This window comes from uncultured Draconibacterium sp. (assembly GCF_913060805.1).
GTDB lineage: Bacteria > Bacteroidota > Bacteroidia > Bacteroidales > Prolixibacteraceae > Draconibacterium.
The window spans coordinates 46,336-57,794 of the sequence record NZ_CAJXTC010000033.1 but is presented as its reverse complement, the minus strand read 5'-3'; the positions used below and the strand labels follow the sequence as shown (position 1 = coordinate 57,794).

9 protein-coding genes are annotated in these 11,459 nt (G+C 39.1%); 1 reads left to right on the top strand and 8 read right to left on the bottom strand.

Annotation, left to right across the window (positions count from 1 at the left end):
- Positions 1-494 precede the first annotated feature (494 nt).
- The 4 genes from QZ576_RS17595 to QZ576_RS17580 form a co-directional block, all read right to left on the bottom strand.
- Positions 495-1,241 carry an energy transducer TonB gene (locus tag QZ576_RS17595; protein WP_297099436.1) on the bottom strand — a complete coding sequence of 249 codons (747 nt, stop codon included), beginning with the start codon at positions 1,239-1,241 and terminating at the stop codon, positions 495-497.
- 179 nt (positions 1,242-1,420) lie between these two features.
- Positions 1,421-3,472: a helix-turn-helix domain-containing protein gene (locus tag QZ576_RS17590; protein WP_297099435.1), complete on the bottom strand. Its 2,052-nt coding sequence runs from the start codon at positions 3,470-3,472 to the stop codon at positions 1,421-1,423.
- A gap of 174 nt (positions 3,473-3,646) precedes the next feature.
- Complete coding sequence (locus tag QZ576_RS17585; RefSeq protein WP_297099433.1) at positions 3,647-4,114, bottom strand: hypothetical protein; 468 nt, start codon at positions 4,112-4,114, stop codon at positions 3,647-3,649.
- Between the two features lie 615 nt (positions 4,115-4,729).
- Positions 4,730-6,778: a helix-turn-helix domain-containing protein gene (locus QZ576_RS17580; RefSeq protein ID WP_297099431.1), complete on the bottom strand. Its 2,049-nt coding sequence runs from the start codon at positions 6,776-6,778 to the stop codon at positions 4,730-4,732.
- 175 nt (positions 6,779-6,953) lie between these two features.
- Here QZ576_RS17580 and QZ576_RS17575 point away from each other — a divergent pair, with 175 nt between their 5' ends.
- Entirely contained in the window at positions 6,954-7,385 is a 432-nt protein-coding gene (locus tag QZ576_RS17575) for a hypothetical protein (protein ID WP_297099429.1), read from the top strand.
- Here QZ576_RS17575 and kynU read toward each other — a convergent pair.
- The 4 genes from kynU to QZ576_RS17555 all read right to left on the bottom strand — a co-directional run bounded on the left by kynU (position 7,378) and on the right by QZ576_RS17555 (position 11,328).
- Positions 7,378-8,658: a kynureninase gene (kynU, locus tag QZ576_RS17570; RefSeq protein WP_297099427.1), complete on the bottom strand. Its 1,281-nt coding sequence runs from the start codon at positions 8,656-8,658 to the stop codon at positions 7,378-7,380. The two genes, QZ576_RS17575 and kynU, sit on opposite strands and share 8 nt — an antisense overlap.
- Positions 8,659-9,393 (bottom strand): SGNH/GDSL hydrolase family protein, encoded by a 735-nt coding sequence (locus QZ576_RS17565; protein WP_297099426.1) that lies wholly within the window; start codon positions 9,391-9,393, stop codon positions 8,659-8,661.
- 61 nt (positions 9,394-9,454) lie between these two features.
- Positions 9,455-10,684, bottom strand: a complete 1,230-nt coding sequence (hydF, locus tag QZ576_RS17560) for a [FeFe] hydrogenase H-cluster maturation GTPase HydF (RefSeq protein WP_297099424.1) — start codon at positions 10,682-10,684, stop codon at positions 9,455-9,457.
- 329 nt (positions 10,685-11,013) lie between these two features.
- Positions 11,014-11,328 carry a hypothetical protein gene (locus QZ576_RS17555; RefSeq protein WP_297099422.1) on the bottom strand — a complete coding sequence of 105 codons (315 nt, stop codon included), beginning with the start codon at positions 11,326-11,328 and terminating at the stop codon, positions 11,014-11,016.
- Positions 11,329-11,459: the final 131 nt, after the last annotated feature.

Here is an 11,459-nt window from a genome sequence, read left to right as displayed (position 1 = left end):
CTATTTGTTATACAATGTTTACGCCGCAACATCGCTTTCAATAGAAACGGCATAAAATTAATTGGCCGCAAAAGTAAATAAAAGATTTCTGATTGACAAAGGTTTGGTGCTTTTTACTGATTAATAGTAATTAAGCAGCGCTGAAGTGGCAAATATAGCACGTTTTTCACCATAATTTGAAAAAGTTAATAACAGGGTTAGGAACTTTCGGATTGAAGAGATTTCCTTTAATTCGACCATAAAGATGGAACGCTATCCACGGTAAGTTGTTGATAAGTAGCGAACTAAAAAATGAACTTTCCGGATGCGAATCCTTAAACTTGTTATACCCTTATTTTTTATCATTATACATTTACGAATGTGAGGGGGTGGTCGTTGGGCTGCCCTTTTTTCTTTCTCATGAAAATACAAAACCACCTCAAGTCAATGAGGTGGTTTTTCGCTTAAATATATGGTGGTTTTAGTCAACTGGACCCGGTGAAAGTGCTGAGATGTTATTTTAAACCCAGTTGTAATTCCAGATCAGTTGATCCTTTTAGGTTGTTATAGTTGTCGAGCAGTGAAATTGCTTCGTCTGATACGCCTGAACTTTGTATTCTTGCCCAATCTGCCCTCGCGCCTTCTTCGTCGCCTAATTCGTATTTGCATAAACAGCGACCCATTAAAAGACAGTCTTCGTTGGGGCGGTAATTAATTCCATGGTTGAAAAACTTTAATGCTTTTTTAGCATTGTTTTTATGCATTAATTGTTCGGTGCCTTTGGTCATATAGAGTTTGGCAAGCGCATCAAAATCGCGGGTGTTGTTTAGCGATTCATATTGTTTCCATTTAAATTCGATCGCAATTTCTTTAGGCATCGACACCGGATCACCGTTTGCCTCACCTGCTTTCCACATTCCACAGGTGGTTAGTAAAATGGCGTGAATGGCTTCGTCAATTTCAGGGTCAACACTGTTTAAAACTTCAAACGACGATAGTTTGCCATCGGCACTCACTTCAAACCTAACCAGCTCTGTTCCCTCGGCTCCGCTATTGATAACTTCTTGCGGGTATTGCAAGTTATTAATCAGGTACTTTTCGAATGATACAAAATCGTCCTCTCCTAAAATTTGAGGATTCTGAATTATTCCTGTAAATCGGGGTGGAGTAACTTTAATTTCTTCGATATTACTCTTCATGTCCTGAGCTAATAGCGATGACGCGGCCAGCACTATTGCAATAAAAATTGTAATTGTTTTCATGACTTTGAACTTTAATTTTTGAAAAACATTGTTGAATCAAAGTTCCGAATTAAAGTCATGTTCAAGGTAGAACCATTTTATCAGTTGGTGTAAGCTATTACTTTTGAATTGAAATTATTTTGCAGCTATATAAATGATGTTGCATGCCATAGGTTTAGCGGATTTTGTATGCAGATAAATTAATTAAATTTCGAATTTTCGGAAATCCAGTTCTTAACTTTCTGGTGTTCCATTTCAAATCTGTCTCTATATCTTTTCTCCAATGCTATAAACTGACTCTCGTTGCGAATTTTATCAAACTGAGGATCGTTTTTCACAATATCATAAAGCCAAAACGGAATGCACACCGGTTGGTCGATAATGAATTGAAGGTATTTGTAGGCTTTCTCTTTTTCTTCGTTGAAAGCATAAACCTCGGCAATATCTATTAATCGGAACTGATGGAACGGGCGTTTTAGGTCGAGATCTTTTAAGGTGTTTTTAATTTGCAGATCGAAATAATAAGCAGCTTCCTCCTTTTTGCCGATCTGCCAGTACACGTATGCTGGCCGATGAACAACACCCAGTCCTTCGATGGCATTTCTTTGTTCTAAAAAATCAATATACTCATCAAAGTACCGGGCTGCCTGTTCGTATTGTTCGGCATCGGAATAGGCTTTGCCCAACAATAAAAGCAGGTTTGAATTCAATGGATTTATGGCATAGGCTTTCAAAAAATAGGCTGTTCCTTTTTGATTATTTCGATTGGCGTTTTCGTAACCTGCCAAGGACATGTACCACAACACGGAGTCGTTATCAATTTCGAAAGCCAGTTTGGCATAGTATTTCGATTCATCGAAAAAGCCGGCTTCTGAATAATGAAAGGATAAGGAGTGGAGCATTTGAGGATAAACTTCGCCACTTAATTGCACTGCCCAATGGTAATTTTCTATACACTTTGCCAAATCAATATATCGGTAAATTTTACCTTTTAGTTCGTAAGCATAAACATAGCTTTGATTTATGTTGGTTGCCGCATCCAACTCCTCAAGCGCTTTTTTCGTGTCGTTTCGGTGATAATAGTACGAAGCGCGGATGTAATGTCCTTTGTATGAATTCTGGCTGATCTGAATGGCTTTATTAGCAAAGTAGAGCGAGGAATCCATAAAGTTGGTTTGATGAATGTTAAGCCAGTAATTTCTGGTGGCGTGTATCGATGCAAGTTCTTCGTAAGCTTTGTAAAACAACGAATCGGCATCTAATGCTTTGTATAGATAATTTTCTGCTGCTTTGTACAAATCCTGATTTCTTTTAATCTCATTCCCGTTGAGAATTTTTAGTGCTTGCAGATAATACTTTTCAGCGGTACGATTAATCGGCTCATTGATCTGAAGTCTTTGTTTTGTTTCGTCACTTATTGGAATATCTAATTTGGTGGCAATGGTTTTAACAATCAGTTTTTCTGTTACATAGGAAACAGTTTTAGGGATAGTATCTTTTTGCGAATGAACAACAGCTCCGTCGTGGTTTCTTGTTAAGCGCCACACGATTATCCTGATTCCATCCTTTTCAAACATTGTTAATTTCAGCGTATAAGCACGCACTGCTTTTTTGTTTAATTTCTTTTCATTACCGGTTGTCGATATATAGTCATCTATTATTTTCTGGTCTAAAACTAAAAAGTTCTTAATTGCCGATAGCTCATTAATTATGACTTCGTTTATTCCAATAGCCCAAAACTCATTCTCGCTGCTTCCTGAAAATTCGATAGGTGATACAATTATTTCAATAACATTTTCAGTTTGCGCTTCGTGCTTAAGAGTAAAAACAGCTACTACAGCAATGACGATGGAAATGCTTAGAGCTAATATTTTTAAGATCTTATTTTTCGGTTGATTTGTATCCTGATATTGGTGTGTTTTTTTGTATTCACCCGGCGAACATCCATAATATTCATGAAAGCATTTATTGAAATAGGTTGCACTACCAAAACCTACTTTATAAGCAACTTCTGCTACAGTGAGTTCTTCATCGAGTAGTAGCTCTTTAGCTTTTGTAAGTCTGATTTCGCGAATAAATTGACTGGTTGTTTTTCCGGTTGCCGCTTTAATTTTACGATAGAGTGTAATTTTGCTTAAACCGCTTTCCCGGGCAAGAGATGAAAGATTAAACTTTTCATTTTCTAAATTGGCATCAACAATCCCTTTTATCTTCTCAATAAAAGCATTTCCGTTTGTTGATTCATTTGCCATTTAGTTTGTAATCAGTTTAATAGTATTCAAATTACAAAGAAATAATGGCTTGTACAACTGGTAGTTATAAAACTATAAAAGCGGGAACGTTCCCGCTTTTTGTGTGAGGTGGCAATACTTAAAATCTATGATGTTTGATTTTTGGTTGTATTATTTACATATCTGGGCTGAAGTTTAAAAGCATTTTACATCAAATATGTCAAATGTTGCTTTAGGTTCTCCATTAACTAATGTTAGATGAAAATAATATTTTATGCGTGCTACTTTTTTCCCATCTTGAAGAAGCCAACTCATAGATGTTACATTTACTGTTTCCTTATCAAATGTCATATTTGCTATGTCGTGTGCGGTATTTCTATCTATCAATGTGTATTCGGTTCCTGTTATATCGCCAATAAACGTACCTGTATTTTTATAATGTTGCAGTATTAATCCTACACGGTTATTATTGTCGGTGAAGTATTTGTAGCTAGACTCCAGCACAATAGTCCCGGTAATAGATTCCTCCATACAAGGGAATTGCATGCTTACATCAGTTATAGTTTGGGTTTCTTTAATAACTCGGTTGTTTTGAGCCGATGTTGGAAGAGTAAACAAACAAGTTACTACAATGACTGCTAAAATGATTCTTAATGCTTTCATAATTCTTGGGTTTTAAATAGTTTTTAATTTTGATTTTTATGTCAAATAAATTTCGGTATAAAAAGGTGGCGAGGCATAGCACCTAGTTTACAGAATGTTGAAATTTTTTAACACTGCTTTCACATTATTATCAGCAGCCGGAATTTGGGGGATTGGAATAATGATCTACGTTGTTTTTCCATTCAAGAGTTCGCTTATATAACTACTAATAAAAGATTATTGTTGCATTAACCATTACACATCTCTTCATAAGAAACCACCTCTACAACTAGAGGTGGCCCAAAACTTAATATCTAAGGAGGCTTTAGGTGATTGCCTGAATTTTATGTAGGTTAGTTAGGCAGGCAATACCCAGCACTTCTTCAAATTCCTTTTCATGTTGTGAGACTGTAAATATGTTGGCGATAAGGACTAATAACATTACTAAACTTTCATGGCCTAAATACAGAAGATGAAGAAATGACATTTAGTGAATTCAAAGTTCGGGAATAAAACAATACTTATGTTAGTAATACTGCATCAGAAGTTAGAATCTATAGCTTATGAGTTGAAGTTATATTGCAAAAATTGAAATTATATTGCAAAACCACATTTATGGCGAGGTTTGGCCCTTGATTATTGTAACAGGATATGGTTGTTTTCGAGCCATACTTTTACTCGTTCGTGTTCAGCCTTGTATTTTGTCTCTACTTCGGCAACTATCTCTTTAAAATTAGGTTCTTTCCTGATGGTTTCAAATAGGGGATCTGTTTTTATAAGCTCAACCATCCAACCGGGCATTTTATCCAACTCGTTAAATTTATTCAGCCATGAATAAGCTTTCTGTTTTTCTCCATTAAAGGCATAAACACCGGCAAGATCGTAAAGCAAAAAATTGGAATAATACCTTCCGGATTCAATCGCTTCGAGGCAGGATTTTTCCTGCAACTGAAAATAATAGGCTGCCGAATCCTTCATTCCTTGTTGGTAATAAATGTACGCAATGCGGTGCATTGAATTAACCGGAAGATCTGCAGGAGAGTTATTTAAAGCCATGTATTTTTTGAGATAGGAAAAGGCCTCGTCGTTATTAGCCGCAAAAGAATTATAAAAGGCCAGGTCCCATAGAATTCCCGGATTTGAAGAATTAGAGGTAAGCGCTTTTTCTAGCAGATGAATTGATGTCGGGATGTCTTGAAGCGATTCCTTATTTAGCAGGTACTGTGCGGAATCGAAATCGAGACTTAACGCTTCCTGCCGGTAATATTCCGCTTTCTCAGGGAATCCCGTACTCTGGTAAGAAGTTGCCAAAAGACGCAAAATTGTTGGCAACATAATTCCCTTATGCCGCGATGCCGCCATATTGCAATACTGTATAGTCTTTGAAAGGTCTTCGAAATAAAACAGTTGTGCCTTTCCGAAGTAGGCCATCCAGTCGTTCGGATTGATTTGAATGGCTTTGTCGTATTCCGAAAGCGCATCATTGTAAAAACCTTTTAAACGATTATATTCTGCTTTAATAAAATAGGCATCGGAATTGTTTTTATCTATCGAAAGTGCTTTTTCGGCCAGCCAAAGTACCGAATCAAGATATTGCTCGGGGATGTTGCTTTTCCAACTATTTTGGTTCCATTCCAGAAGTGCCATTCCGGTATAAACCGGCGCAAAGTTGGCATCGTATTCAAGGGCTCTTGAATAAAGTTCTTTTGCATTTTTAAGCGCTTGCTGATCTTCGTTTATCCAGTATTTCCATTGTTGTTCGCGTGCACGTTGGTAAAAATCGTTGGCAGTTAAACTTACTGTTGGTATTTTTTCAATTCGTTGTTTTTCTTCGGTGGTAATGTTGGCTTCCAGCTCGTTCGCAATGGCTAGCGCAATATCGCTTTGAGTTATAAATATTCTGTTTTCATCGCTGTTGTATATCTCCGAAAATAGGACTGTTCCATCATCAGAATTAATAAGTCGAACAAAAAGTACAATGTTCGTTTCTATTTCCTGAAACGTTATTTTTAGCAAAGCACCAACTTTTAATTCTTCAACGATTTCTTCTTCGGACGTTTTGGTAGATTGATACAACTTTACCGAATTGAAGTCGACTACGCGCAGATCTTTAATTTTTGCCAGGTTATTCTGTATGTCTTCGCAAACACCATCTGCCAGGTATTTGTGTTGCGGATCTCCCAGGTAATTAACCGGAAGAACGGCAATTGATTTTTCTATCGGAGACTTATTGTTGAACAAGTCATATTTTTCGACGAGGAACAATGCCAGAATTGAGAGTACCAGTATTGGCGCGGCAATAAATAGGTATTTTTTTGAAAAATTTCTTTCTTTGGATTGAGTGTTTTCGGTTTCCGCAACCAGTTCCCGCTTTTTGAATTCGCCCGGCGAACACCCGAATTGCTCATGAAAACACCGGTTAAAATAAGTCGCACTTCCAAAACCAACTTTATAGGCAACTTCCGAAATGGTGAGCTCTTCGTTTAGAAGTAATTCGCTGGCTTTTTTGAGCCTGATTTCGCGAATGAATTGACTGATATTTTTGTTGGTGTATTGTTTTAACCAGCGATGAAGAGTGGAATGACTAACACCCATTTCGTGTACAAGTTGATCGGGGCCAAAATCTTCATTCGCCAGGTTTTCCTGAACAATTTGGGTTAGTTTTTGGATAGAATCATGGTTCATCTATGTTAAGGTATGAATTCGTGGTTTTTTCACATACCACAAAATACGTAGGAAGTTGATTATTGTTGCATTTGATTTCGATATGGAATTTTTCTGAGCGGTGACAGATTAAAATAGTGCAAAGCATTAAACTTTTTGGTCGGGTTTTGGTCTTACCAAACGTAACAGGCTCGTTATGAAACTAAAATCGATTTTTACAAAATTTGTCGACTGGCTGAAATCTCCCGAGGTGTTTGGCAGTAAAAAGAAGCTGATTCCCGGCAAGTGGCATTTGTTTGAGTATTACGTAGATGAGGGAGAGGAGCTGTTACATTTTGATGAAGATGCACTGAAAAAAAACAAGTTGTTGTTTGTTCTTTCATTTCTCGAAAATCATGAATTTATTGTGGCCGGAAATGCGCCTGTAAAATTGTTGGAGGGAACGACTGAAGGCAACTGGAGCGTTGCCCGAAACTTTATTACATTAATTAACCCGAAAGATTTCAGAAACAATATTGAATTTCAGTTTGCATTTGAAAAGGGGAATTTGAAACTGCTGAAAAAGGACGCGATGGGAAAGATCGAGTTTTTTGGCTTTTTTCACCACCCAATACAAAAATCTAAGTAACCTCTGATCTTTGCGTTGAAAATTGCTCGTACTCTTTATCCCTGATTATCTCTTTAAGTCGTTGAGCCGTTTGCCATACTTCTTTAAAAGTTGTGTAGAGCGGTGTAAATCCAAATCGAATATTGTCCGGATCGCGAAAATCGGGAATGATTTTCAGTGTTGATGATTTTGGATGAATTAAAGCCTGGCAAATGCGGTAAGCTTCGTCGTGTTTTAAAGAAACGTGCGATCCCCGTTTTTCTGGTTCAGTTGGAGAACCTACTTCAAAACCATAATCACTTAATTCCGAATCCGCCATAGAAAGAAAGAACTCGGACAGCTGTGTGCTTTTTTGATGAATGTTTTTCATTCCAGTTTCGTTAACCATATCAATACCGGGCTCAATTGCCATAAGATTAAGCACTGGCGGAGTTCCCGTTAGGAATCTCCGAATTCCCTCTACCGGCCGGTAGTTCAGATCAAATTCAAAAGGTAAAGCATCGCCAAACCACCCCTGAATTGGTGATGACAACTTATCCTGTAAATCCTTCCGAACGTATAAAAATGCAGGCGAACCCGGACCTCCGTTTAGGTATTTATAAGTGCAACCAACAGCGAGATCGGCATTGCATTTATTCAAGTCAATTTCAACGGCACCGGCAGCATGACTGAGATCCCAAAGAACCACCGCACCCATTTTATGCGCGTGCTCGGTAATTTCTTCAAGCTGGTACATAAAGGCACTTTTAAATGCCACCAACGACAATACAACCAAAGCTGTATTTTTTGTGATCTTCGATTTCAGTTCTTCCGTTTCAATGGTAATACCGTCGGTTGTTTTTGCCAGCTCGAGTTTGTAATCAGGGCCAAATTCTTTTAAAAGTCCCTGTGAAATGTAGAGGTCAGTTGGGAAATTGAGATCGTCGCTTACAATTGTTGTTTTTCCTTTTTGCAATTTCAGCGCTGCGTGCGCCAGTTTGTAAAGGTTGATCGATGTACTGTCGGAAACAATTACTTCGCCTTTTGTAGCACCGATAATTGGAGCGATTTTATCGCCAAGCTGAGCAGGTTTTTGGTACCAGTGTAGGTTCCAGCTTTCAATCAGTTCCGTTCCCCATTGTTTTTCCACCACTTCAGAAAGTAACTCTTTGGTTTTTATAGGAAGGCGGCCAAGCGAGTTTCCATCAAGGTAAATCGTATTCTCTGATTCGATGTAAAACCGGCTTCGGAAGTTACGTAACTGATCGTCTCTGTCAAGTTGTTCAGCTAAAGTAAAGTTTTGGTCAGTCGTCATTTATTTTTGGCTTTCGAGTATTTTTTTTGCTTCAGGAAGAATCTTTTCTACCCAGCGCCGGTACATTTCTCCCGATGGATGTAGACCATCGGAAGCCACCAGCGTTTCATCGTTAAGTGCTTCACGCGAAATGGTAGTTATTTCCACATAACGCGCATTGGCCTGCTGCGTTTCCTGAAAATTTATGGCATTGTATTCATCTATTTCTTTGGCAATTTGTTCAGGGTTGCGGCTTTGTCCAAAAGGAGTAACTCCATAATCCGGAATAGAAACTACGATTACATTTTGAGCTTTGTTGCCGGCAAATTTAATTGCGGTTTGCAGGTTGTTCCTGAATTCTCCCCGGTATTCATCGGCGCTTCTTCCGCGGTACTGGTTATTCACGCCAATTAATAAAGTTACGAGGTTGTATGAGTCTTTTAAATTTTCGTTTTTAATGGCGGCGGCCAGTTCATCGGTGGTCCAACCGGTACGTGCTACAATTTTTGCCGGCTGCATTTCAAAACCTTCGGCTTCTAATTTTTCAACCAATTGAACCGGGAATCGTTCGTTTTCCTCCACGCTTTCGCCAATGGTGTACGAATCGCCTAAAGCAAGGTAGTAAAAGGTAGAATCCTGGTTGACGTTGTTATTGGAATCACTTGGTTCCGGTTGTGCAGGCATAATTACAGGATTTTCTTTGTCGGTACAGGCCAGGCCTGCAAACATTAGAAATATAAAAAGTATACGGCTCATTTTTCTCTTTTATACTTTCAACAACTCAGCTTTGTCCCGGGTTTGATAAAACATTGAGAATCTAATTCCCGGTTCCGTTTTTATAAATGTCCAGTGCTGCCGGAAACGGTTCCAATGCACGCTCAAAAATTCCCAGCGAGTAAGCAATGGTAAGTCCGTAATTGGTAATCGGAACGCCAATTTGTTTTGCTTTCATAATGCGGCTCAACATTTCGCGGCGGTTCCACATACAGGCTCCGCAATGAATGATGAGTTTATAATCGGAAATATTAGGCGGGAAATCGTGTCCGCGGGTACTGTCAATTTGTAGTTTGCCGCCCACATACTGGGTAAGCCAGCGTGGAATTTTTACGGTGCCAATATCTTCACCAATGGGATGGTGCGAGCAGGCTTCTGCAATCAAAACTTTGTCGCCGGTTTTTAGTTTGTCGATGGCCATTGCTCCGCGAACCATTTCGTTAAGATCGCCCTGGTGACGCGCAAATAAAATGGAAAACGAGGTTAACGGAATTTCTGGTGGTGTGTCGGCAGCCACTTTTAAAAAGGCCTGCGAATCGGTAACCACAAGTTTCGGTGGCTTGTTAAACCGCGAAAGTCCCTCGCGCAATTCACGTTCCTTAACGACCATACAAAAGGCGTCGTTGTCGAGCAAGTCGCGGATACTTTGAACCTGCGGTAATATCAGCCGGCCTTTTGGCGCTTCTTTATCGATGGGGACCACCAACACTGCAGCTTCTCCGGCGCCAACGAGGTCGCCCAAAATACTTGGTCGATTAATAAAATCGGCCGGTGCAGAATTCAACAATAACTGTCTCAGATCGAGCAATCCTTTGTTTTCAGTTACCGAAGTCTGAACCAGTTTTATCTTTTTACCATCGAGGGCACCGATAATTTCAAAATTTTCATCGTACAGATCGCACTTGTTAAACACCACTACAAACGGAATTTCCCGTTCGTTGAATTCGCCGATCAATGACTCTTCGTATTCTCCCCAATCGTTAAAATTCGACACAATTACACCTAAGTCGGTTCGATCGAAAACGGCAAGTGTTTTGGCAATGCGTTTTTCGCCAAGCGCCCCAACATCGTCGATACCAGCCGTGTCAATAAATAGTACCGGCCCAAGCGGAAGCAATTCCATCGGTTTCTCAACCGGGTCGGTTGTTGTTCCGGCAACATCCGAAACAATGGATACATCTTGCTGTGTAAGTGCATTTAAAATACTTGACTTGCCGGCATTTCTGCGGCCAAAAATCCCAATGTGTAAACGAAATGATTTTGGTGCTCTCATGTTCTCTGTTTTGCGCGACTGAAAGTACAAATTCAATCCAATTTCAGCAATTATTGAAATGAAAAATAAATTCTGGTCTTGCAGAAAAGTTCTTGGCTGCGAAAAAACAGTCTTCCTCGCATGAGGAATAGTGCTTCTCCCACGACTGAGACCAGTTCTCCCATGCAAGGAGGTCGTTCTCCCTTACATTTGTCCGGTTCTCCCGCGGGAGATTTTACAAAATGTCAGGGATGATCGATTTTTTCGTGTGAAAATTTACTTTTTGTCTGCGGCAAGGCATAAAAAAAGGGTGCAAAAGCACCCTTTAATTGATTTATTTGAAGTTGATCTTACTTCGATCCTCCACAACAACTTTTTTTCTCAGTAGCGGCTTTTTCGTCACCACAGGTTTTGCCCGATGCTGCACAACTTTTCTTTTGTGCTTCGGAACAACCTGTTGCCTTTTTGTCGGCTGTTTTTGCGGTTGTGGCTTTCTTTTCTGTTTTCTTCTTCTTTTCGTCCTCTTCTTTGTTGATTACAACAGTGTTATCGTCGGCAACTACAGTAACTTCCGATTTTTTAACTGTGTTAACCTTTGCACTTGTGCTTGCCATAGCAACACTGTAAGCAGCAATAAGAGTGATTACAATGAGAATTCTTTTCATGATTTTTTAGTTTTTTTTGTGATCGTTGTGACAAATATATTGTTTACTGATTAAACTAAGCGTTAATGCGAGGTTAATGGTTTTAACAGCCGGAGTGCTTGTTGATTTAATGGTTATTTTTGACTTTTATA